At 52.9% G+C, this 23,514-nt stretch carries 22 protein-coding genes; 6 read left to right on the plus strand and 16 right to left on the minus strand.

What is annotated here, in order from left to right; all coding sequences use genetic code 11:
* Genes tssE through tssH form a run of 4 tightly spaced genes read left to right on the plus strand, consistent with a single transcriptional unit; the run spans position 1 to position 6,067 of the window.
* Positions 1-474 (plus strand): type VI secretion system baseplate subunit TssE, encoded by a 474-nt coding sequence (gene tssE, locus M5M_RS04435; protein WP_015046270.1) that lies wholly within the window; start codon positions 1-3, stop codon positions 472-474.
* Positions 471-2,300: a type VI secretion system baseplate subunit TssF gene (gene tssF / locus M5M_RS04440; RefSeq protein ID WP_015046271.1), complete on the plus strand. Its 1,830-nt coding sequence runs from the start codon at positions 471-473 to the stop codon at positions 2,298-2,300. The genes tssE and tssF overlap by 4 nt, the downstream gene beginning before the upstream one ends.
* Complete coding sequence (tssG, locus tag M5M_RS04445; protein ID WP_015046272.1) at positions 2,264-3,406, plus strand: type VI secretion system baseplate subunit TssG; 1,143 nt, start codon at positions 2,264-2,266, stop codon at positions 3,404-3,406. Before tssF ends, tssG begins: the two co-directional genes overlap by 37 nt.
* A gap of 9 nt (positions 3,407-3,415) precedes the next feature.
* Positions 3,416-6,067, plus strand: a complete 2,652-nt coding sequence (gene tssH, locus M5M_RS04450; RefSeq protein ID WP_015046273.1) for a type VI secretion system ATPase TssH — start codon at positions 3,416-3,418, stop codon at positions 6,065-6,067.
* Between the two features lie 85 nt (positions 6,068-6,152).
* Here the strand turns inward: tssH and M5M_RS04455 are convergent, their stop codons facing one another.
* The 10 genes from M5M_RS04455 to M5M_RS04495 all read right to left on the minus strand — a co-directional run bounded on the left by M5M_RS04455 (position 6,153) and on the right by M5M_RS04495 (position 15,834).
* Positions 6,153-7,007 (minus strand): Tfp pilus assembly protein, major pilin PilA, encoded by an 855-nt coding sequence (locus M5M_RS04455; RefSeq protein ID WP_015046274.1) that lies wholly within the window; start codon positions 7,005-7,007, stop codon positions 6,153-6,155.
* A 44-nt stretch (positions 7,008-7,051) separates the two neighbouring features.
* Positions 7,052-7,345: a PAAR domain-containing protein gene (locus M5M_RS19830; protein WP_015046275.1), complete on the minus strand. Its 294-nt coding sequence runs from the start codon at positions 7,343-7,345 to the stop codon at positions 7,052-7,054.
* Positions 7,338-7,952: a DUF6931 family protein gene (locus M5M_RS04460; protein ID WP_024330520.1), complete on the minus strand. Its 615-nt coding sequence runs from the start codon at positions 7,950-7,952 to the stop codon at positions 7,338-7,340. The genes M5M_RS19830 and M5M_RS04460 overlap by 8 nt, the downstream gene beginning before the upstream one ends.
* A gap of 8 nt (positions 7,953-7,960) precedes the next feature.
* Positions 7,961-9,847 (minus strand): type VI secretion system Vgr family protein, encoded by a 1,887-nt coding sequence (locus M5M_RS04465; protein WP_015046277.1) that lies wholly within the window; start codon positions 9,845-9,847, stop codon positions 7,961-7,963.
* A gap of 126 nt (positions 9,848-9,973) precedes the next feature.
* Positions 9,974-10,462 carry an Hcp family type VI secretion system effector gene (locus tag M5M_RS04470; protein ID WP_015046278.1) on the minus strand — a complete coding sequence of 163 codons (489 nt, stop codon included), beginning with the start codon at positions 10,460-10,462 and terminating at the stop codon, positions 9,974-9,976.
* 364 nt (positions 10,463-10,826) lie between these two features.
* On the minus strand, positions 10,827-13,406 hold the full coding sequence (locus tag M5M_RS04475) for a DUF2339 domain-containing protein (protein WP_015046279.1): 2,580 nt from the start codon (positions 13,404-13,406) through the stop codon (positions 10,827-10,829).
* 31 nt (positions 13,407-13,437) lie between these two features.
* Positions 13,438-13,941: a tRNA adenosine(34) deaminase TadA gene (gene tadA / locus M5M_RS04480; RefSeq protein ID WP_015046280.1), complete on the minus strand. Its 504-nt coding sequence runs from the start codon at positions 13,939-13,941 to the stop codon at positions 13,438-13,440.
* Positions 13,931-14,752 (minus strand): putative RNA methyltransferase, encoded by an 822-nt coding sequence (locus M5M_RS04485; protein WP_015046281.1) that lies wholly within the window; start codon positions 14,750-14,752, stop codon positions 13,931-13,933. The genes tadA and M5M_RS04485 overlap by 11 nt, the downstream gene beginning before the upstream one ends.
* Positions 14,734-14,979: a DUF1653 domain-containing protein gene (locus tag M5M_RS04490; protein ID WP_015046282.1), complete on the minus strand. Its 246-nt coding sequence runs from the start codon at positions 14,977-14,979 to the stop codon at positions 14,734-14,736. The genes M5M_RS04485 and M5M_RS04490 overlap by 19 nt, the downstream gene beginning before the upstream one ends.
* A 78-nt stretch (positions 14,980-15,057) precedes the next feature.
* A complete protein-coding gene (locus tag M5M_RS04495; RefSeq protein WP_015046283.1) occupies positions 15,058-15,834 on the minus strand; it encodes a ferredoxin--NADP reductase in 777 nt (258 codons plus the stop codon).
* Between the two features lie 105 nt (positions 15,835-15,939).
* On the opposite strand from M5M_RS04495, the gene M5M_RS04500 reads away from it, so the two are divergent.
* Positions 15,940-16,827 carry a LysR substrate-binding domain-containing protein gene (locus M5M_RS04500; RefSeq protein ID WP_024330522.1) on the plus strand — a complete coding sequence of 296 codons (888 nt, stop codon included), beginning with the start codon at positions 15,940-15,942 and terminating at the stop codon, positions 16,825-16,827.
* Here the strand turns inward: M5M_RS04500 and M5M_RS04505 are convergent.
* The 3 genes from M5M_RS04505 to groES all read right to left on the minus strand — a co-directional run bounded on the left by M5M_RS04505 (position 16,812) and on the right by groES (position 19,272).
* Positions 16,812-17,180 (minus strand): hypothetical protein, encoded by a 369-nt coding sequence (locus tag M5M_RS04505; protein ID WP_015046285.1) that lies wholly within the window; start codon positions 17,178-17,180, stop codon positions 16,812-16,814. The two genes, M5M_RS04500 and M5M_RS04505, sit on opposite strands and share 16 nt — an antisense overlap.
* A gap of 152 nt (positions 17,181-17,332) precedes the next feature.
* On the minus strand, positions 17,333-18,961 hold the full coding sequence (gene groL / locus M5M_RS04510) for a chaperonin GroEL (RefSeq protein WP_015046286.1): 1,629 nt from the start codon (positions 18,959-18,961) through the stop codon (positions 17,333-17,335).
* On the minus strand, positions 18,958-19,272 hold the full coding sequence (gene groES / locus M5M_RS04515) for a co-chaperone GroES (RefSeq protein ID WP_015046287.1): 315 nt from the start codon (positions 19,270-19,272) through the stop codon (positions 18,958-18,960). Before groES ends, groL begins: the two co-directional genes overlap by 4 nt.
* Positions 19,273-19,301: 29 nt before the next feature.
* On the opposite strand from groES, the gene M5M_RS04520 reads away from it, so the two are divergent.
* Positions 19,302-20,093 (plus strand): hypothetical protein, encoded by a 792-nt coding sequence (locus M5M_RS04520; protein WP_144062387.1) that lies wholly within the window; start codon positions 19,302-19,304, stop codon positions 20,091-20,093.
* Positions 20,094-20,123: 30 nt separating this feature from the next.
* Here M5M_RS04520 and M5M_RS04525 read toward each other — a convergent pair whose 3' ends face one another.
* The 3 genes from M5M_RS04525 to M5M_RS04535 all read right to left on the minus strand — a co-directional run bounded on the left by M5M_RS04525 (position 20,124) and on the right by M5M_RS04535 (position 23,440).
* Positions 20,124-20,606, minus strand: coding sequence for an Lrp/AsnC family transcriptional regulator (locus tag M5M_RS04525; RefSeq protein ID WP_015046289.1), 483 nt, complete (start codon positions 20,604-20,606; stop codon positions 20,124-20,126).
* The gene (gene nhaC / locus M5M_RS04530; RefSeq protein ID WP_015046290.1) at positions 20,603-22,129 is read right to left on the minus strand and encodes a Na+/H+ antiporter NhaC; all 1,527 of its coding nucleotides are present in this window, start codon (positions 22,127-22,129) and stop codon (positions 20,603-20,605) included. The genes M5M_RS04525 and nhaC overlap by 4 nt, the downstream gene beginning before the upstream one ends.
* Positions 22,130-22,240: 111 nt before the next feature.
* On the minus strand, positions 22,241-23,440 hold the full coding sequence (locus M5M_RS04535; protein WP_015046291.1) for a pyridoxal phosphate-dependent aminotransferase: 1,200 nt from the start codon (positions 23,438-23,440) through the stop codon (positions 22,241-22,243).
* Between the last annotated feature and the right edge of the window lie 74 nt (positions 23,441-23,514).

The raw sequence follows: 23,514 nt of genomic DNA on the forward strand, positions 1-23,514 counted from the left end.
ATGATGCAAAGTGCAGATAAAAAATTACTGGTTCCGGTGCTTGATCGATTAATGGATCAGGCGAGCATCAACGCACAGCCGCACCAGCTATTGAAACAATTACGAGAAAGCGTCCGAAGGGATCTTGAAATACTGTTTAACACCCGATTCCGTTGCGTTTCACCACCGGACGGATGCAATCACCTTAAATCCAGTCTTGTTAATTTCGGACTCCCAGACCTTTCTACGATCAATCTTGCCGCACAAGAACAACGCAAACGTTTTTGCAGGGATATTGAAAAGGCGATACTCACCTTTGAACCCAGAATCAAGACCGTAAAGGTTCAATCCGATAGCAAGATTGACCCGGAAAACCCGTTTATTACTTTCCGAATTGAAGCTGTACTTCACACCAACCCGGCACCCGAGCTTATTATCTTCGATTCTGCCTTGGATTTAATAAAGCAAAGCGTTGATATTTCCGAGATTCAATGATGAGTGACGAACTACTACTACAATATGAGAAAGAGCTGGCCTTTATAAATCAAAGTGCTGGAGAGTTTGCCAGAAAACATCCTGCAGCTGCGTCTCGCCTTCAACTGTCATCTGATGCAGTGGATGACCCGCTGGTAGGAAAACTACTATCAGGATTTGCCTACCTCAATGCCCGGGTACAACAAAAACTGAATGACGACTTTCCCGAATTAACAGATGCAATTCTGGATACGGTTTACCCTCACTATTTACGACCGTTTCCCAGCGCCTGCATCGTCCAATTCGAACCATCGGCCCAACTGGATGAGTACATCCCGGTTAACCGTGGGTTGGCGATAGAATCTGAAAGTTTTCAGGGGCAGACATGTCAGTTTCAGACCACGGCAGACGCAGATCTGTTACCTGCCACCGTTACGCACGCAAGCCTTATGCCGAGGCCTTTTATTGCACCAGGATCAAACGATATTGCCGGTGCAGGCGGCGTGTTAAAAATTTCACTCTCTACATTGTCAGAAAAAATATGCTTTTCCGATCTAGGCATCCATCGATTGCGGTTTTTCCTGAGAGGCCTGCCACAACATGTGAATCCGCTGTACGACATGCTATTTACCAAGACCTTAAGACTGGTATTAGCTAAAAGCGAAACTGACCCCAACCCTGTATTCCTTCCGTCCACTGCACTCCGACCCGTGGGATTCAGCGAGCACGAGGCCTTAATCCCCTACCCGCAAAATGCGTTCGAAGGCTATAGAATACTCACCGAGTATTTCTGTTTTCCAGAAAAGTTCTTATTCATTGACATTGTGGAAATTAAGGAATATGTACGCAATTACAACAACGACCTGAATCTTTATATCTATTTTTCTGAATCAGACACTGAGCTTGAAAATCAGATCAACGCCAGCATGTTTTCGCTGGGTTGCACGCCCGCAATCAACCTGTTCAAACAAACAGCAGACCCAATTCCCTTAAACCATACCGAGTATAACTATCGGATTGTCCCGGATGCACGCAGAGCTGACGGACTTGAAGTGTATAGCATTGATAAAGTTACAGCCACGAACAGCACCGGACAAAGTATCAGCTACAAGCCGTTTTATGGACTGAACCACGCAGACAGCGAGTCTCAAATTGCTTATTGGTTCACCCGCAGGGTGCCTGTGGTTGAAGGCGAACACCTCAATGAGCCCGCATCTGAAGTGGACATCAGTCTGGTGAACCTGAATTACTCGCCGTTTTCCATCACCGACCACACTCTGGAGATTCAAACTACCAGCTCAAACCGGAACCTGCCAAAGAGATTACCAACAGGCGGAGGCCAACCCTATATGCAGGTGATCGAAGATAGCCTGCCTGCCGAGCGGATCAGCTGTGTAGTAACACCAACAGCAGCCATCCGCCCGCCTCAACGAGAAGCAGGATACTGGCGCCTGATCTCTCACCTTAACCTTAATTACCTTTCCCTGTCAGACGGCCAGGGTTCAACGGATGCTTTGAAAGAAATACTGCGATTGTATGACTTCAAAAACTCTTCATCGACACGCAAAATTATTGAGTCTATCGCTCGGCTTAAAACCAACAGTATGACTGCGCCAATTCAGGTCGACGGCATGGTATCTATGTGTCGGGGCACCGCCGTGCACATAGAATTTGACAAATTAATGCTGAACGGCGTTAGCGTACTCTTGCTTGCCAGTGTTTTAGAACACTTTCTTGGCCTTTATTGTTCCATTAATTCATTTACCCGTCTAAAAGCGAGTTTCACCGGGCATGACAAGGAGTTTAAGCGATGGCCACCCCGCGCCGGCGAAAAGACCTTGCTCTGATCGATCAGTTAAAACAGGAACCTCATCGCTTCGAATTTTTTCAGGCGGTAAGAATTCTTGAAACGGCCAGTGCTCAGGATCACTCCCAGCAATATGCCAGGGCGCCGGTAGCTGCATTGGCTCAGCCCGGCAAGGAAGCCATTCGCTTCACCTGCTCTGAAAAACTGCACTTTATCGGGGAGGACATTCTTTCCATCGGAACTGAACCCAATGGGGAGGAGTCTGCTTCTGGGGAGCAACAGATACGCTGGCTGATGAACGTAAGCTTTTTTGGCTTAGCTGGCGCTCAAGGTGTCCTGCCCTATCGATTCAGCGAAATTATTCAGCAAGAACAAAAAAGTAAAAATACCGCGCTTAAGGATTTTTTTGACCTTTTCAATCACCGTTCCACATCTCTGTTTCATCAGGCCTGGCACAAATACCGCCTACCAGTAAACTATGAACGTGCTCGACAGTCAGGTAAATCTCACAAAGATCTATTTACCAATGCAATACTGAGCCTGGCTGGACTGGGCACATCGGAGCTCCATTACCGACTACCCTTCCCGGACGAAATGATTGCCGGCCTTACATCCGGCTTCGCGCGTCAAACGACTACGGCCAGCGATTTAAAGGGCATGATCCGACATGCGTTTGGACTGGATGTCGACATCAGTCAATTTCAGGGTCAATGGCAACCTTTAGATCCGGAGGTGGCGTGCCGCTTACCCGATGAAGAAACGGGTTTGGGGATCAACAATCAATTGGGTGTCAATACAGTCATCGGCAGCTATTGTTATCACGCGCAAAGCAAGTTTTCAGTAGTGATAGCGCCACTCCCATACAAGCGTTTCATGGAACTGGCCCCCGGCACGCGCAAGCTGGAAGCCCTGAAGTCAATGATCAAGCTTGCAGTAGGAACAGAACTTGAATTTGACATTGCCATAACCACTACACAAAGCAAAGTTCCACCTTGCAGGCTAGTACAAGAAGACGATTATCAACCCACCCTGGGATGGAATACCCATTTACACGCGGACAAGATTGACGCCATCGAGTCCATCGACATCCACCTGTCTCAATCCATCGAACAGCCAGAAGAAGGCTTACAGCTAGCGAATACATAGGGATATAACATGATCAACATCAATCTGAAATCATTGGTTGACCGGATGGCACCTGCGTTGCGGGATGCACTCGAAGGGGCCGCCGGTCTGTCTATGGCGCAAAGTCACTACCATGTAGAGCTTGAACACTGGCTGATTAAAATTCTCGATAACGGCCAGTCCGACCTGCAATTGGTATTGGAAAAATTTGAAATCGACGTGCCACAGTTCGCACGCGAATTGGGCACGGCTATCGGAAAATTCAAAACCGGCAGCAGTCGACCTGCAGCACTGTCCACCAGTCTGGTGGATGCTGCCAAATATGCGTGGATGCTTGCATCTGTGGAATATGGCCACGGCGCTATCACCTCGGGCCATCTGATCACTGCAGCATTGCTGGATGGGCAGCTCAAAGATCAATTGTTCACCGGCTGCAAAGAGTTACGCTCTATCGCTCCAGAATCATTAAGGGAGGCAGCTCGCGCGCTAATTGGTGCCGGTAAAGAGCTACCACGGACCGAGTCCAGCAGGTCTGCTGTTGACCCTGCAGGTATCGAAGTCTCCAAATCGCCTGCGCTGGACAAATACACCATCAACCTCACAGAGCGCGCAAAAAAGGGAGAGATCGATCCTGTATTAGGACGTGACGATGAAATCAGGCAATGCATCGATATCCTTACCCGCCGTCGCCAGAACAACCCAATCCTGACCGGTGAAGCCGGCGTTGGGAAAACCGCCGTTGTAGAAGGCTTCGCCTTGCGCATTGCCCAAGGCGATGTACCTGAACCCCTCAGAAACGTTGCGGTCCGAACACTCGATCTCGGGCTATTACAGGCAGGCGCAAGCGTTAAAGGTGAATTCGAAAATCGCCTCAAGAGCGTCATTGAAGAAGTACGCGCTTCGCTAACCCCGATTATCCTGTTCATCGATGAAGCGCATACCATGATTGGTGCAGGCGGAAAAGAAGGTCAGGGCGATGCGGCAAACTTACTCAAGCCAGCACTGGCCCGCGGCGAGTTACGCACCATTGCAGCCACAACCTGGGCGGAATACAAGAAGTATTTCGAACGGGATCCAGCCCTGACCCGACGCTTTCAGGTGGTCAAGGTGGAAGAACCCGACGAGGCCACAGCTATCGATATGATGCGCGGTATCGCCACAAGCCTTACAGAACATCATAAGGTCCGGATACTGGACGAAGCCATAATCGCATCGGTCAGATTATCCCATCGCTATATCCCCGGCAGGCAACTTCCAGACAAATCTGTCAGCTTACTGGATACCGCTTGTGCCCGCGTTGCACTCAGCCAGTCTGCAACACCCGGCGCAATTGAAGATTGCCGTCGGCAGATAGAACGCGCCGAAACCACGTTAAAACGCCTGCAAAGAGAACATGCGGCCAGTAACACTCAGCAAGAAGATATTGATCTATGGCATAGCCAAAAGCAGGCCGCCGAATCGCGATTGTCTGAACTCGAGCAGCAGTTAGTTGAAGAAACCGCCCTAATTGATGAAATCAAAGCAATTCATCAACGCATCGATGCCCATTTTGCCGGTAAAGAAGAAGACTTGATCAGCGATGACAGCTTCTCAAACCTGCAACACAGCCTGGTAGAGCTTTCCACTAAGCTCAAAGCTCTGCAGGGCAACACCCCACTGATGCAAGCGGCCGTGGATGAGCAGGCCATCGCCGAAGTCATTGCGAATTGGACCGGTATTCCCGTTGGAAAAATGGTTGATGATGAAATACGCGCGGTCCAATCGCTCGCAACACGTCTGGGTGAACGGGTAATCGGTCAACCCCATGCACTGGAGGCTGTAGCGCAAGCAGTCCGCACTTCTCGTGCCGGCCTCACAGACCCACGCAAACCCGTGGGCGTGTTCCTGTTCTGTGGTACCAGTGGCGTCGGAAAAACTGAAACAGCCCTGGCATTGGCAGATCAGCTCTTTGGAGGTGAGCAAAATATTACGACGATTAACATGTCGGAATTCAAGGAAGAGCATAAAGTTTCTATGCTGCTAGGCTCTCCACCCGGTTACGTTGGCTATGGCGAAGGTGGCGTACTCACAGAGGCAGCGCGTCGTAAACCCTATTCCGTTATTCTGTTGGATGAAATGGAAAAGGCACACCCCGGTGTACAGGATATTTTCTACAACCTGTTTGATAAGGGCACCATTAAAGACGGTGAAGGTCGTGACATTGACTTCAAAAATACTGTCATAATCATGACGTCAAATGCTGGTGAAGATGCAATTCGGGCTATTTTCCAGCAAGTGGAAGAAAAACCTGAACCGGATGTACTTTTGGACAATATCCGCCCGCATTTATTGCGCAGCTTCAAACCAGCGTTTTTGGGTCGAGCGAATGTCATCGCATATTACCCCCGTGGATCGACGACGTACCTGATGAAGATTGCGGCAATTAACATGAGAAAGATTGAACATCGTGTCAAGAGTCATTACGGCGCAGCGTTCAGCTACGATGAAGATGTTCTGCTGCATATTGTCGCCCGCTGCCAGGAATCTGACACCGGCGCCCGAAATATCGAAAACATTCTCAACCGGACATTGCTTCCTACGATGGCAGCCGAGTGTTTGGAAAAGCTTGCCAATGGTGAGCTGATCCAAAAACTCCATATCGGTGTTACAGAGGAAGGTGATTTCACCTACCAGCTGAGCTGATCAGACGACCACTAAAAAGCCCGCCTTCGGCGGGCTTTTTAGTGGATTAGCCATCAAACCTTCGGCCAACTGCTTTTTTCTGATATCAACTCGCGCTAAAACTGTTGGCCATAGCGCTGAAAAGCAACCGATAACGCGAAAACTGGTCTGTGGTGGTCCAGCCGTAACTGCAAAAAAAGTGCTTTTTGGCCTCGTGCACACCGATATGATAACTCACGTCTTTATCACCTACCCTACCCGTAAGTCGTGCATGTATCGCAGATTTCCCTTCCACTATTTGTATTTCGCCTTGAATACGACCGCTGTCAACCCAATGTTTCGCTGCTTCACAAACTGCCTCAGCGTATTGTTTCAATGGCACCAAGACACCCACACTGGGTTTACTTTGGCGGATAGCAATCCAATAGAGTTCCGTCTCACAATCACCAAATGCCAAACAAGCATTTGGATTAAGCTGCGGGAGCGATCGCCAGTGCACTGGCACACAAAAGGAGCCGAAACCATCAGGATCGACGTATCGCTTGAGTTTTACTCTGGATGTTTGAGGAGAGCGCCGGAGAGTGACCGCGGTCGCCGCCTTTCCGGCTCGTTGAATAGGCGTATTATCACGATTATCCGACCGCACCGGACTCCGATAGCAAATATTGCCACCACGCACCAAAGCCACTTGCCACCCGGCAGACTGAACTTTTTTTACCCAGGATCGGGCTTGCTCCGATGTAACACCCTTGGCTATCCGCGTAGTGGTGCGATCTAACAGCAATCGAGCACGAGCGCGGTTCTTCCCAACCAGAGCAAAAAGCCCTGCATTACGTTGACGTTGATCCAAGTCGCCGAATGGCCTGCCTACAAAATAGACATCGACCAATGTTTTTAATGGATCGACTGCGTCAGTTTTATTGATTTTTGATAATGTCGCCTGAGTTTTCACCCTTTCCATGGTAACCATTCCTAGATCGCAACTTTTATTATTTACTCTGGTAGTTAACCACCAATCAATACCGTTGGGCAGCCAACGACAATTTTGCCTCCATGATTACAAGAATCACCCATGCGGGCTGCGGGCTTATTGGAGATAAGCACCGTACCGCTGCCACTGGCGATACCATCAGGTGGACCAACACAAACACACATACTGCCAACAGTGGCGGAGGGAAGACCACCGATAATCACTGTTGGTCCACCAGGGGTTGCTATGGGCCCTCCCACATGAGGGACTGTGCCCGTGACAGCCGGACATACATGCATATCAGTAATCCGTGACGCCGGTTTACCCATGAGCCACCGCCTCCTTGATACTGGTTGATACCGGTGCAATTCCGTTGCCACCACAGGCTATATTGATACCTTGGGCCAGAAAGGTTTTGTAGGCATTCTCTGGGGCATCCTCATCCTTCGCCACCGCGGCCAAACACACCGCGCCAGCGACGGCATGGGCATACAAATATTCTGGTGGCGAAATCGCCGGCTCACCGTCACCTGCCATACTGCCGGCGCTCCAGGATGCCGCTGTAGCGGCCCAACTTGAAGGCGTGCGAAATTTGGTTTTCTCGCCTAACATCTTCGCCCGAAGTCGGTTCGCTTCGGTGGGCTTCTTTGCCCAGGCTTCTGCAGCCAAAAGGGCCTGCTGATTATTCTCATCCGTTTCCGGTGTCTGGACGGCACGTGCAGCCAGGCACGCCCACCAGACGGCTTCACGCTTTGGCAAAGCATGCGCCATCAATTTGACTGCATCGAGGTAATAACCTTTCTCGGTTAAACGCTCTATGGAAATACGAGGCGTCGTATCCAACACCACTTCAGACTCAGCATCCTCTTCGCTGATCTCGAAATGCGCGAGCAACTCCCTTGCAGTATGTGCCTGAATTTTTATCCACTCATTCATAATTTCAATCAGTTAATTTTAGTTAGACTACCTTTGATGGTCAGCATTCCACCCGCCTTCACCTCAGCAGTTGCATCACCTTTTGCCTTCAGCGTGGTGCCTTTGATTTCAATTCCCGAAGGAGTCAACTTGATCGAAGAGCCTCCCACTTTCAATTCTATTGAGGCTTTGGACGTAATCTTTACTGCACCTTTGACATCGATTGTTTGCGTACCCTTTTTAATCGTCAGCGCCTGATTGCCACTATCAATACTGATCGTCTGATCACCTTTTTTAACCGTGTGCGTCTCATTCCCTTCGGCTACTGTTAGCGTCCGGTTTTTAATCACTTCAATCGTTTGGTCATTCTCGATTTTGCCTTTCTGGTCATTATGGACGATAAAGTTGTGATCCTTGCCCGCCTCCATAAATATCTCTTCGGCGCCCTTTTTATCGTCAAACCGCAATTCATTAAAAGCGCTGCCGTCCCACTCTGTCTTCCACCCCGACTGCGTCGACGTGTAATTCGGCCCGGTATTGGTTGCGTTATAGACTGCACCGGAGACAATCGGTCGATCAGGATCGCCATTAAGGTAGGTCACAATCACCTCTTGTCCAATCCGAGGAACAAAGTTTGCCCCCCAGTTTTTACCTGAAAATGCTTGCTGGACTCTTACCCAACAAGAGTTTTGCTGGCTATTCCAAGGAAATTTAACTTTCAGTTGCGTATACGCATCTTGCGAGCTATCGGCGCCGGTAGCCTTCACCTCCAGTACCGTTGCCACCATAGGGTAATTAACCTTTCGCTGATAACGTAGAGGATGAGGACGAGGCATGATATCAACAGGTACCGCACGAAATTGGTTTTGGAAACCGCTCACAACGCCATTGCCATCAGCCGCACTGATAGATAAGGCAACGATGAGATACTTACCCTTCTCCGTATCCAGAGAATGCTCTAATTCGAAGCGCCCGCCTGCACAGAATGCCGCGCAATCACTGGTCGCATCCGCCAGTTCATGACCGCTTTCAATAGACTCCATGGCCATCTTTGCCCGGTGCCTGTTGGTTTTGTCTGTTATTTTATGTTTAGGATCTGCGTCCTGCTCAAAAGTATAACGCCCAAAAGTACGCAGCTTGTATGCTGCTACGTCATTCAATTTATTACTGGTCTTGATTTCAAGCTTGTGATCTTTGTCGGGTGTAAATTCGTTGTAGTCTTTAAACTCAAAGCCACCGGTGTGGTAAGCAAATTGTTTTGACCAGGCGTGAATAGTGCTTTTCGCTGGATGGGAACCGCCACCGTCATATTCCACAACACTATCAGGCAGATCGTAGAAACCTTGCGCATCGTCTGTGACAACCAGCTCGAGACTGCCTTCGGAATGCACAAAATAATAGGCAATCCCCTCCTCTGCCATCAATCTTGAAACAAAATCGAAGTCGGTTTCGTCAAACTGAACGCAGTATTCTCTCACCGCATAACTCGCATTGAGTTTAAGACTGAGCTTAACGACCTTGCTGTACTCGCCCAGAACATCTTCCACTATTTGCTTTGCGGTCTTGTTGTGGAAAACTCGGTTATTGCTACCGAGTGACGCGAACCAGAGCCCTGGCACCAGGATTGCACGATACTTTCTCAGCCCTTCGGCATTCACATCAAGCATCGCAAATTGGTTTACGTAGCCATGAATGAAGCGTCGCTGTTCTTGCCCATCCCGGTTTAACGTCAGCGTCAAAGGCTTACCCACTAAATCTTTTTGGGTGATCGCGTGATTCTCAGACCACAATTCAATCTCATAGCGGAACAGCCCAGATATCGATTCTTCGCCATTAAGGGATGTTGCGATAAGCTGGTCGGCGCCCAGCGGGGAATTGACGTGAATTAAACGGTGCTTTTGCGTGAGATTTGCCATGACCCGGTACGTATCCTTGTATTTTCCAAGCAGAATCACTGACGAAGCTTTCAGGTAATACTGAAAACGCCAAAAGGCCGGGGCCCTGCAATTGCAAGGCGCCGACCCTCAACCCTGTAAAATGACTTACAGAGGTGTAGCTTTGGTGAGATCGTAACCAACACGCATATTTTTGGTGTTCTTGTTGGTCTTGTCTGCGTGAGTCAGATCCGCTTCAATTTTAGCGAAGCTCAGAGAGATCGACTCAACCGGAGCTCCACCAGTGCTGGCAGACACGCTGTAAGAGGCAATGATCACATCTTCGAGTGTGTAAGTAGCGTACTTCTCAACTTTGTTCGCACCGGTTTGAACCACGTGAATCTCTACCTTCACGCCTTCGTCACCAGTTACGGAAGCCTTGAACAGACCACCGGATGCGGCATCCAGCGGCTTAGTCACAGTGACTTCAGACAGGCTTGGGCGGGTCGCCTCACGGTTAGCCATTGCACCGGCTTCCATGGTGATTGCGCGGCCAACGCCAAAGTGGAAGTTATCCAGCTCAATCCAGTTAGCGTAACCTTCTGCGGTTACGTTGCCAGCGGGTGAATTGCCATTGAAGTTCATGTAAATCGCCATGTCAGAATTCCTCTTTCGTTAGGTCGATAAAATAGACAACGTCTTATTACTTTCCAGCAGTCCCTTATGGAAAGGATCAACTGCCTGCTCTTGCTCTTAAGCAATTGGCAAGCATTTAAGCAAACGGAAGGATTCAAGAAAAGTGAGATAGCGGAAGGGAATTTCGACTCTGGCACGAATTTTAAATTTCACTCTGACCCCATTTTTTAGCGAACAGAACAGAAGTGTGATCCGTTTGGCAAAACCCGCATTATCCGGCGATTTTTTACTCACAACGGCCGTTACAAACCCAATTCAACACCTCTGTCGGCAATTGACTCTGACACCTTTTTGAACGCATTTTTTCGCAACGGACGTACCAGTTTTAGGGTTTATCCGGTGCTTTAACATGATCCGACAAGCGCTGATGCAAATAGCCCAACGCCAGCAGGGCGAACCCGAGCCCCATAAATGACGCCACTCGCCACAAGCCCTCAAGACCGGCCATGTCCCACAAAAATATCTTGCCGATCACCAGACTCAATAACACCATACCCGTGCGATATAGGACGGATTGCCTATGCCAGACAATACCGATCATCAACCCCATCGCCCCCATAAGCCAGACGATGGAGTAGCTGTAAAGCTCGCCGTTACCCGTGGGTTGGACCAGCGAAATACTGCCCTGCCACAGGTGCCTGATTTCAAAATTAATGGTCAGAAACAGAGAAAGCGCCGCCGTAACCCAGGGCCACTGCGCTGCCGGCACAACACGCAGCTTGCGCGCGAGCAGCAATAGCGCGACCGGGGCACCCAGCGCTGGCATCAGGAGATTAAACACAGGCCGCGCGGAAATGGCATCGACTAACCAAGCCGCGGAATCCAACGCCGCCAGCACAAGCACCACATAATGCAGCGCAGCGATAGCAAGCTGAAGCCGGCTATATACGCTGTACCAGCGCTTGAGTGCGGAATCCAGTAAGGCCTTGCGCTCATACAGGCATGCCATCGCGCCAAACAACCACACATTCACCACACATTCCTCGGCGCTGAAGCGGGTGGCAAATGGGTCGCCGCCATTGAGGCAATATCGCGCGAATAACCAGACACTCAGCATCGCCAGATGCAGGGTGGCAATTTCGCTCCATCGCCGTAAATCCTGAAGGACGCTAAACAGTTTAGAGGCAACAAAACACGCGACTGTCGCCAGCCCAAAACTCAGCAATAGCCATTCGGGCGCCGAATCATAGAAAACGATAAACGGATTGACCGATAAACGGACAGTAACGAGCAATACCAACGACTTGAACACCCAGGCCAACTCCGGCGCATCGAAACGCCTGATTACCCAGGCGACCGACACCATCACTACCGCGAAGGCAAGCGTCAAGCCACTTTCAGCCAGCAACATGGCGGCGGCCACTCCAACACCGAAATGCCCTGCAATGAATAACCACAACGCCACGACTCGCAAAGAGGCCAGAACACGAGGCGCCAGCCCGAGATACAAACAGCCAATGCCAAGCCCAAGTAACGCCCACTGCCACGTGGGCATGTCTGACGACAGCAACCAATAACCGATACTCAGCGCAGCAAGCGGCGCCATCAGCGTTGTACCCGCACGCCAATGGCAATTGCGATAACGGTAAAGTCCGAATGCACTCAAACTGAAAAACAGCACCAGCGAAAAAACCAAATGCCACTGCAAATCCACTAACAATGGCTCGACTAACGGTGCCAATTGCCAGCGGCTACCGTCCCAATAACCGTGGGAGAGCAGCCACGGCAACCACACAGACGCAATAGCGAGTAATACCAATGGCCCCCAATCGCGCCTGAAACCACAGAGCGCCAACACCAATATGGGCATCGCCAGGGTATTGGCAAACTGGTTATACCAGCCTTCGGCAAAGCTGTTGAGCGTCACCGCAAGCAGCAGCAACGCCAGGGTTAACCCGAGTTTGTCGCTGTACCATTGAGGCCCTGGCCAGTAGCGCTGATAAGACGCTTTCCAATCCAAAGTCCCAATAAACACGGAAGCCAGCCCGACCAGGGCCAGATAGAAGCCACGCCACCCGTTCACAAGCGGGTAATCCAGTGACACCAGCCACCAGAAAGCCGCACCGGCTATTGCTCCCCACCACAGCCAATCGCGCTGTACCCGCCGATACAAGGACAACACCATTGCCAGAATGATCAGGCTGTAAACCAGTGCCACGTGAATAGCGCCGCTGCCAGTAGACACCAGCGCGGGCACGCTATAAGCACCCAGCATACCTATCGCGGCCAACAGCGGGCCGTGCAACAGCGCAAGCCAGAGCGTGGCGATCGCCACCAGCGCCAGTAACACGAAAACCACTGGCACACTGAACATCTGATACCAGTGCAGTGCAGCCAGCAAAACGGCAAACAGCGTGATACTGGCCCCGCCGGCGAGTGCCGCAAAGCTGGCATGGGCACCGCGCTTAAACCTCAGCCACAATGCGATCAGGTGCAGCACCAAGCCGGTCAATAGCCCTGCTGAGACCCGGGCGGCCGGCCCAAGCACCCCCTGCTCCACTGCGTAACGGGCGAGAAAAATTCCCGCCAACCCCACGCAAGCGCCGCCCAACCAGATCATCCAATGCGTCCTGGCCGACGCGACCAGCGAATCCAGCCAGGATGCTGGCGCGACAACCTCAACACGTTCAGGCGCAGTTCTGTCCACGGGCTTGGCCTGGGGCAAGGGGTCCAGGTCAAGATCCAATGTCAGGTCAGCCGTGTCGCTGACTTCATTGCTGGATGCCGGAGTTTGTCGCGCCGATTCGGGAGTGGATTGCTCTTTGGACTGGGGACCGATTTGCAGTTTAAGCGCGCGGATTTCCGCTTTGAGCTCACGGGTTTGTACAAACGCCGCAACACCCATGACCATGCTGGTCAACGCAAAGGCAATCAATAAAAATCCGACCAAACCCCATACTTCCATGCCGGGCTCCTGTGAATTAGCTGAGACTGGTTTACTTCAGGGCTTTCTTTTTTCTTCGTCTTTCGGCAAAAAACGATGATAGCTGCGCGGCTGCCTGATCAGCCAACACCCCGCCTTGTACCAACACCCGATGGTTGAGAAACGGGCTTTGCAAAAATTGCGACTGGCTCTCCACAACCCCGGCTTTCGGTTCCGTGGCGCCGTACACCAGCCTTGCCACCCGCGCATGCACCAACGCACCGGCACACATGGCACAAGGCTCCAATGTTACATACAAGGTAGTGTCCGGCAGACGGTAATTGCCCTCGCGCAGCGCCGCCTCACGCAGCACCGCAATTTCTGCATGGGCTGTGGGATCGAAGGCTTCGATCGGGTGGTTGTAGGCCGACGCAATGAGCTGATTGTCACGCACCAAAACCGCCCCCACCGGCACCTCGCCGATGGCGGCAGCCAATTCAGCTTGCGCAAGCGCCTGCCGCATCCAATGCGCGTCCCAACCCGCCTCGTCCTCCAACGCAGGCAAATCAGGCATCATGATTTAACTCCAGCACACGCACCCAAAAGTCGGCCTGAACGGTAAACGTCCGTCGCGCCAACAGCTGCGCCCGCTTTGCCGCATCCAGGCGGTAAGCCAGAGGCGTCATCGATAATAATCCGGACAGTGACGCCGGATCTTTAAACACCATTGGAAATTGCACGGCCACCTGCTCCGACACGGTGAAACCGGACAGCGCCTCCGGCACAGGATGCAGACGGGGTTCGGAATAGATCTCGGCTTTTAATTCATATAAATGCTCGGGCCCCGGTGCCACTTGCAGGACGCAACCACCCGGTCGCAATACCCGTTGCAACTCGCTCACATCGACCGGGGCAAAGATCGACACAAGGGCATCAATACTCCTGTCACTGACCGGAATCCTTTTGCTGCTGGCAACCGCCCATTCAGCCCACTGGCCGCGCTTTGCCGCCATGCGTATACCGATGCGAGAAATATCCACGCCGGCCAGGTGCCAACCGGGTAGCTGATCAGACATTTGCGCCAGGTAATAACCTTCACCACAGCCAAGGTCCAGCAGCTGGCCCGGCGCCCGGCGGGCCAGCTGGGCTACCAGCTCTTCCACCAGCGGCAGGTACCAACCGGCCTCGAGGAAAGCCCGGCGCGCGAGCAGCATGTCGGCATTGTCGCCTGGATCGGGACGGCGTTTTTGATTGGCCAACAACAGGTTGGTGTAGCCTTCCCGGGCGCGATCGTAACGGTGATTATCCGGGCAACAATAGCCCGCAATGTCGGCCGACAATGACTGGGAACAAACCGGACAACTCCACATCAGGCGGGTACCGGCCAATCCAGCAATGATTCTCCCGGCTTGACGAACTCAAACCGCGGCACCCGTTCACCGGCAACATCCACCTGCTCCTGGAACATCGATAGCGGTCGCACCCACCAGCTGTGGTCACCATAAAGACAGCGATACACCACCAATGCTTCTTCTGTTTCACTGTGGCGGGCAACCCCCGCCACCTGATACAAAGCGCCTTTATAATGCCGATAGATACCCGGAGAAATGCGCATTGCCCTGCCCTGCAACAAAAAACCGCAGTCTACCAGAAATCATCCTGACAGCCGCGGTTCATGTGTACAGGCCAAGGGTTATTGTTCGACGAAGGCCCGCTCGATCACATAGTTACCCGGATTGCTGCCACGCACTTCCGTAAAACCCAGGTCGTTGAGAATGTTGCAGGTGTCTTTGAGCATGGACGGACTGCCGCAAATCATGAACCTGTCACGTTCTGGCGAGATGTCGGGTAAACCCAGATCCCGGGTGAGCTGCCCGCTGGTAAGAAGATCCGTTAACCGGCCCTGATTCCTAAAGGGTTCGCGGGTAACCGTTGGGTAGTAAAGCAACTTATTGCGCACGTCTTCGCCAAAAAACTCGTTATTGGGCAACGCCTGTTCAATTTCCTGTTGATAGGCAAGCTCAGACACATAGCGCACACCGTGGGTCAGGATCACTTTGTCGTACTGAGCATAGACTTCGGGATCTTTGATAATGCTCAAAAACGGCGCCAGCCCCGTGCCGGTGGCAAACAGCCACAGGTGCTTTCCGGGTTGCAGGTAGTCGGTCACCAGGGTGCCCGTGGTCTTGCGATTAATGATGATCTGATCACCGGGCTTGACCTTTTGCAGCTGGGAGGTCAGCGGGCCATCGGGCACCTTAATCGAGAAGAATTCCAGCTCATCTTCGTAGTTGGCACTGGCTATGGAATAGGCCCGCAGCAACGGCCGACCGCCCTCCTGCTCCAGCCCCATCATGGTGAAATGCCCATTGCGGAACCGGAACCCGGGATCGCGCGTGGTTTTGAAGCTGAATAAGGTGTCGTTCCAGTGATGGACTGCCAATACGGTTTCTTTGATCAGGTTGCTCATGGCCCCTCCTCGATGAGAGTGCCAAATATAGCGATTGGCGAAATACAGGTAAAACAGATAATATAGATTTACTTTATCTGTTTTACCGATATAAAAATGACACCACTGCATTTCACCCTGCGCCAGCTGCAGGTCTTTGTCGCTATCGCCCACCACCAAACGGTGACCCAGGCTGCGCAGGCGCTGGCCATGTCACAATCCGCCTGTTCGGGGGCGCTCAAAGATCTGGAGACCCAGTACGGCATTCAGTTATTCGATCGGGTGGGAAAACGGCTGCAGTTAAACGAACTGGGCATGCGCCTGCGGGTCGATGCGGAAGCATTGCTGGCGCAGGCGGCGAATTTTGATCAACAACTGGAGCAGCGGCCTTCCGGCGGCCAGCTGAATGTGGGCGCGACCCTGACCATAGGCAATTACCTCGCAGTGGGTCTTATTCAAGCCTACCGGCAATCAGACCCCGAGGCGCGAGTCGCCTTGTCTGTGGCCAATACCGCCAAAATTACTCAGGCGCTGCTGAATTTTGACATCGACGTGGGGTTGATTGAGGGTGAGATCCATCACCCGGACCTGGACGTCAGTCGCTGGCGTAGCGACGAGTTGATGTGCTTTTGTGCGCCGGGCCATCCACTTGCGGGCGTGACGCATCTGACGGATGAGCACATTCTGGCGGCGCGTTGGATAGTGCGGGAAACCGGTAGCGGAACCCGCCAGACGTTTGACCGCGGAATGCACGGTCTATTGCCGGGCCTGCATGTAGAGCTGGAACTACAGCACACCGAAGCGATAAAGCGGGCGGTGGAGGCCGGTCTTGGCGTGGGCTGCTTGTCGGGTATCAGTTTACGGGATGCCTTCGCGCGCAAAAGCCTGGTGCCACTAGCCACACCACAGCGGGACTTTACCCGCGACCTTTACATCGCCTTGCGCCGTCAGAAATTCATTGGCCCGGGACTTCGCCGCTGGTTGAATATTTGCCGGGATCAGGCGAACAACTGATCTTTTAACGCCTCGATTTCCTTTTTATCGGCGGTTGCCTGACGGCGGTAGACTGCAAGTTGAGCCTCGAGGTCCAGAACCTGCGCTTTTAACTCCTGCTCGCGCTTAGCGGCCAGATAGTTGGCATTGCTGACCAGTTGCAACCGGGTTTCCAATTGAACCGCGTGGCTTTTCAGCTCAGCGTTTTCATCTGCGGTTCGCCCGAGCACCTGCTCCATATTATTCATGCGCTCGCGCATTTTACTCAGTGTCTGACGGACTTTTACATCCAGATTTTGTCTCGACGCCGCCACCTCGACAGGGTAACGACCAATAGCGTTTACCAGGGATTGCTGCAAATTTTCATAGATCATTATCAGGGCGCCTCGAAGACTGGATGACATGCCAACATTGTAGGGAAATCGGTAAAAGTCCCAATCCGCCAGAGGAGCTAGTCAATGGCCTAAGCCGTTGGAATTAGCTGAGTAATAAAAAGGGGGGCCAAAGCCCCCCTTGCAATGACGCATCAGCCAAAGTCGGGCATTGGCGCCTGCGCGGCTTTGGTATCACTGGGCTTGTCGGTCACCATAACTTCGGTGGTCAACATCAGTCCCGCGATAGACCCTGCGTTAGTCAGGGCAGTACGGGTCACTTTGGCCGGGTCGATAATCCCCATCTCCAACATGTCACCGTAGGCTTCTGTCTGCGCATTGTAGCCATAAGTGGCCTGATCCTGATTACGGACTTTTTCCAGCACGACACTGGGTTCTACGCCGGCATTGGAGACTATCTGGCGGAAGGGTTCTTCCATTGCACGCAGAGCAATATTGATACCCAATTGCTGATCCTCGTTGGCCCCTTTCAATCCAGCACTGCGCACCGCTTCAGCCGCGCGGACCAGGGCGACACCGCCACCGGGCACAATCCCTTCCTCAACCGCTGCACGGGTTGCATGCAAGGCATCGTCTACCAGGTCTTTTTTCTCCTTCATTTCTACCTCGGTGGCCGCGCCCACTTTAATCACGGCCACACCACCGGCGAGTTTAGCCAATCGCTCCTGCAGTTTTTCGCGATCGTAATCAGAGCTGGTGACGTCGATTTCGGATTTGATCTGGTTGACGCGGGCCTCAATGGCTTGCTTGTCGCCGGCGCCATCTACCACAGTGGTATTGTCTTTACTGATAACCACACGTTTGGCTGAACCCAACTGCGCCAGTTCGGTTTTTTCCAGACTCAGACCCACCTCTTCGGCAATGACGGTAGCACCGGTCAATGTCGCTATATCCTGCAACATCTCCTTGCGACGATCGCCAAAGCCCGGCGCTTTTACTGCAGCGACTTTCAGAATGCCGCGCAGATTATTCACCACCAGGGTTGCCAGCGCTTCGCCTTCCACATCTTCAGCAATCAGGAATAAAGGCCGCCCTGCTTTGGCTACCGCTTCGAGTACCGGTAACAACTCACGGATATTGCTGACCTTTTTGTCTACCAGCAGCAGGTACGGATTGTCGAGTTCCACCTGCATTTTATCCTGATTGGTAATGAAGTAAGGCGACAGATAGCCTCGATCAAACTGCATACCCTCGACCACATCGAGTTCGTTCTGCAGCGACTTACCCTCTTCAACGGTAATCACCCCGTCGCGGCCCACTTTATCCATGGCCTGCGCCAGTATTTCGCCAATGTCTTCGTTCCAGTTCGCAGACACCGTCGCCACCTGGCGAATAGACTTGGTATCGTTGCAGGGTTTGGACACAGGTTTCAGGTGTTCGATAGCAGCTGCAACCGCCGCGTCAATCCCACGCTTCAGGTCCATGGGATTAATACCGGAGGCAATCGCCTTGTGCCCCTCGCGCACCAATGCCTGCGCCAGCACGGTTGCGGTGGTGGTACCGTCGCCTGCGATATCAGCGGTTTTTGAAGCCACCTCTTTTACCATCTGGGCACCCATGTTCTCGAACTTGTCGGCCAGGGTTATTTCCTTGGCAACGGAGACTCCGTCCTTAGTCACCCGCGGCGCACCGTAGCTCTTATCCAGAATCACGTTGCGACCTTTAGGGCCAAGGGTGGCCTTTACTGCATCCGCCAGAATATTCACGCCCGTCAACATGCGCTCGCGTGCGTCTTTAGAAAATAAAATGGCTTTTGCACTCATGCTGCTTTCTCCTTAACGTCAGACTGTTCAACCACGGCCAGTACATCGGATTCGCGCAAGATGACAAAAGTTTCGCCATCGAGCTTGATTTCTGTACCGCCATACTGGGCAAAAAGTACCCGATCACCGGTCTTCACACTGAGCGCGCGGCAATCTCCGTTATCCAGCAGACTGCCAGGCCCCACGGCAACGACCTCACCCTGCTGTGACTTTTCAGCAGATTTATCGGGAATCACAATGCCGCCTTTAGTGGTGGTTTCAGCGGCGAGGCGCTTGACCACCAAGCGATCGTACAAGGGGCGTAAATGCATAGGATTTTCCTCCCATTGGGTTACACAAAATGCGTCATGCAATGAATGAAAGGAAGGTCAGGAAGCAAACATTCCTATTACCTCCGAAGCGCAAAATAGGTGCAGCTCAAGCCTTTTCAAGAGGGGTCAAAACCGGTTTTTATATATTTTTTTATTATTTTAAACGCACTTTTTATACCTTGAAAAAGGCGCCACTTAGGGATAAATATTATTGCAGCAGTATTTGGCAGTCTGGAGGCATGATGGATTTTCACACCCCGTTTGAAGCGCAACTGGTGGACTATTTTCGCCACCGGCTCAACCACCAAGCCGAAAAATACCCGACACACACGCAGGAAGAAACGCTTTGGTATCTGAGCGGCTTACTGGCGCGCTATGGTCACAGCCACCAGTTATTTGATTATGAAGATCAGCACCTGACCTTGCGCCCCCTGGCCTTGATTTACCAGGATGCGCGCCATGCGGCGACCGAGTGGGAGCGCTGTATGTTGTTGAGGAAACTTGGGGATACTGCGCTTTTTATCGGCGCGCTCTTTCCGCAGTCCTATCGCAGACGAGGTCTGAAGCAAGACTATTTCTCTGGCATGGGCCGCAGTGCTTACAGCTATCTGGGCGAGCACGACAAGGCCAATCCCGGTCTGTTCCAGCGCCTGGCAGACAGGTTTACGGAATTATTATCACTGGTCGCCGACGCCTGCCAGAAAGAACAGCTGTTCGACATGACGGATCAACTGCAGGCTTACATACGCTGGCAGGCCACTGGCGACCCGGCACTGGAAAGGCAATTGGCCAAAGAAGGATGGTTCGACCAACGCCATTAGCCGCGCTACGCGACTTAGGCTATGCGTGTGTCAATCCTCGTCCAGCTCAAATAACTCGTCTAAGGGCAGCCCCTGAAAAGGCTTGGTGTCTTCGATCACCAATTGGGAGTGCATTTTCTCGATTCCCAGATCCTGCTCCAACAACCCCTCGCTCAGGCGATTGAACTGGGCTGCATCAACGCACAAGAATTCGAGAATGTAATCGTACTCGCCGGAAATTTTGTAGCAGCGAATCACTTGCGGCATGGCACCGATAGCCTGTTTGAAGTCTCGATTCACTTTAGGGTCCTGCGAGATCAATGACACATTGACCAGAAAATGAACATGGCGCAGCTTGGTTAAATTGATATCGGCGGCAAAACCCGCAATCCAGCGCTGAGCCTGCAGCTTTTTTACGCGAGACAAGCATGCAGATTCAGACAAGGCCACTTTTTCCGCCAGGCGCGCATTGGAAATGCGCGCGTCGGCCTGCAATGCATTGAGAATTTTCAGGTCTATCTGATCGAACTTCATACCTGGCTACGGGCGCCTTCTGTCAGGTGGTGATCGGTGTCTTTACCTTGTGCAGCCTGCTCCAGCTCGGCAGCAAGCTCCGCGGTTTCTTCGGGCGACAAGGGCACGATTTTAAACTGAGTGTAGCCGTAAATGGCGGAAATCAGCGGGTTGACCAAATTGAAAAAACAGTACGGCAGGTATGCCAGCGTTGCCACCCCCAAGGTGCCGGCCATGTAAGCACCGCAGGTATTCCAGGGTATCAGTGGCGAGGTGATGGTGGCCGAGTCTTCCAGCGTGCGGGACAAGTTAGTGGCACTCAGGCCGCGCTTGGCAAACTCCAGACGGAACATACGCCCGGGCAGCACGATGGCAATGTACTGATCGGCCGTCACGATGTTGGTGCCAATGCAGGTCAGAATGGTAGAGGCCACCAGGCCACCGGTGGTTTTGGCAAAGCGCAGGATCGCTTTGATCAGCGCCTCCAGAATCCCCACCCGCTCAATAATCGCGCCCATCACCATGGCGGTGACGATCAACCAGACGGTGGTTAACATGGAGCTCATGCCACCGCGCGAGAGCAGGCTGTCGATCTGTTCGTTACCGGTATTGGCCACATAACCGTCGGCAAAGGCCATCCAGATACCTTTGAATAAGGCCAACCAGGAAGCCAGGTCTTCACCGCCGGCATAAGCAATCACCACGTCCGACTGAAAACCAATGGCAAAGGGCGCCGCCACCAGCGCACCCAGCAGGATGGCGACCATGGCCGGTACTTTTTTGTAAGCCAGAAAAAATACGAATAACAGGGGCAACAACAACCAGCCGCTGATCACGAAGTTGTCGTCCAGAAGCGTCAGCATCGCTTGCATTTGCTGATCTGACGCTGGTGCCTCAGCGCTGATACCGATAAACAAAAACGCTGCCAGCGCAATAATAATTGACGGAGTGGTGGTCCACACCATGTGACGGATGTGCGCGAACAAATCTGTGCCCACAACCGCCGGCGCCAGGTTGGTGGTATCGGACAAGGGTGACATTTTGTCGCCGAAATAAGCACCTGAAATGATGGCACCGGCGGTAATCTCCACCGATAAACCGAGGCCCGCCGCGGTACCGATCAGGCCGATACCGATGGTGCCCGCGGTAGTCCAGGAGCTGCCGATACTCACGCTCACCAGCGCGCACACAAGGCAAGCGGCCGCATAAAACCAGCTCGGGTCCATCAACTGCAAACCAAAATAAATCATGGTCGGCACAGTGCCCGAAAGAATCCAGCTGCCGATTAACATGCCCACCAGAAACAGGATGAGAATCGCGCCCAGCGCCACACTGATGCCCTTGAAAATAGCCGCTTCAATGTCCTTCCAGCCCAGTCCCGCACGCCATCCCATGATGGCAGCCACCGCAGCACTGAGCGACAGGGCAATCTGGTTGGCGCCTTGCGATGAACTATCGCCAAACAGAAATACAGACAGGCTCAACAAGCCAAACAAGGTCAAGGTGGGCAGTGCAATTTCCCACGCCGTCAGTGGACGCATCATAAAAAGGATCGCTTCTTGTATTATTGGAATTATGGGGTGGCTTGTGGCCCCCGCAAAGCGCTACATGGTAGCGATTGGGGGGCCTGCGCGCCAGCGCTGAGTGCGGCGATGTCAGCCTGCCGCGGCCTGCGTGACAGACAGCATGGTCTCGAGCCGGTCCATGGCGTCGGTCAATACCGGGATCGGCTGGGCCAACGTAATGCGCACATAGTGCTCGGTCACCTCGCCAAACCCGGCACCCGGCACCACCGACACACCGGTCTGCGCCAACAGCTGCTCGGCAAAGGCCTGGCCGCTGGTGGCGACCTTGGCGGTATTCATCATCACAAACATGCCCGCGTCGGGCATATCGGCGCTCACTCCCGGCATGGCATTGATGCGCTGCACCAGAAAATCACGGCGCTTCTGGTATTCATCGCGCATTTGCGCCACATAGTAATCGTCATAGCGCAGTGCAAAGGCGGCTGCGTCCTGAATGAACTGCGGGCAACCAAAGATACTGGCGCCGGCCATATTGGTGAGGTGCCCTACCAGTGCCGGTGGTGCCACCACCCAACCAATGCGCCAACCGCTCATGGCGTGGGACTTGGACAAGCCGTCCACCATGATCACATTGTCGAGCGACTCTGCACTGGCGCGCAGGCTGCGGTGGCGCTGCTTGAAGGTAATCATGGAATAGACTTCGTCCGAAATCAGCCACACGCCCCGCTCCCGGGTATAGGCCGCCAGTTCGCGCAATTGTTCCTGGGGGATCATGTTGCCACAGGGATTGCCCGGCGTATTGACGATCACGGCCACGGTTTTATCGGTAATGGCGGCCTTCATGGCGTCCATATCCAGCGCGAAATTCTGTGCCGCCAACAAGGGCACCGGCACGGTTTTCACCCCCACTGCATCAAACACGCCGCAATAGCCCACGTACATAGGGTCTGGAACCACCACCTCGTCACCCGGGTTACACAAGCAGCTGAACACGCTGAACAGCGCGTTGGTGGCACCGGGAAACACCACCACGTCATCGGCACTGCACGGGTGCGGCGAGGTTTTGCTTTCCAGATCGGCAATCGCCTCGCGCAGCCCCAGCTCGCCTTCCGCCGGCGAATAATGGGTGCGGTCGCGCTTCATGGCGGCCAGTGCCTGATAAAAAATCGGTTCCGGCGTGGGAAAGTCCGGGTCGCCAACACACAACAGGATAATGTCGTCGCCCGCCGATTTACGCTCCAACGCCTTGTCGTGCACCGCCCAGACTTCGCTGGCTTCACCGTCTAACCGGTGAGCCATGGCACTCACGGATAATGGTTTTGCAGACATGATTCAACACCTTAAATAATGCTCGATAGATGCCAGAAGCTTAGCGGTGTTGAGTCGCAGGGGTTATTGAACTT

The organism is Simiduia agarivorans SA1 = DSM 21679 (genome assembly GCF_000305785.2).
In the GTDB taxonomy this organism is placed as follows: domain Bacteria; phylum Pseudomonadota; class Gammaproteobacteria; order Pseudomonadales; family Cellvibrionaceae; genus Simiduia; species Simiduia agarivorans.